Annotated in this window: 1 protein-coding gene; it reads right to left on the bottom strand. The window is 51.2% G+C overall.

Annotated elements, in window-relative coordinates:
* Positions 1 to 293 (bottom strand): tyrosine-type recombinase/integrase (locus IV91_RS0114710; RefSeq protein ID WP_031599287.1); only part of this gene is annotated, 293 nt, incomplete at both ends.

Here is a 293-nt window from a genome sequence, read left to right as displayed (position 1 = left end):
GAACTTCAGCCAGTCCGGCACGTTTGCGAGCAGAATTCCACCCGGTAAAAATCGATACAAAAGGCTTGTGGGTCTTTGGGTTGGCAAATACCCAGGGGCATTCATCGTGCGGTATGGAATCCAGTAACTGCAGTACCCCTTCCGACAATGGTACATGCCGTGGCCTACCTGTTTTCGTTACCGGTATCCGCCATTGCTTCCGTACTATATCAAAGTCTTCCCACTTTGCATCCAGCACCTCGCGTTTTCTGGCACCGGTCAGGATCAGCATCGGCACGATGAATTTGAGCATA

Source organism: Ferrovum myxofaciens (assembly GCF_000735045.1).
Taxonomy (GTDB): domain Bacteria; phylum Pseudomonadota; class Gammaproteobacteria; order Burkholderiales; family Ferrovaceae; genus Ferrovum; species Ferrovum myxofaciens.
This window is presented reverse-complemented; position numbering and strand designations above follow the sequence as displayed.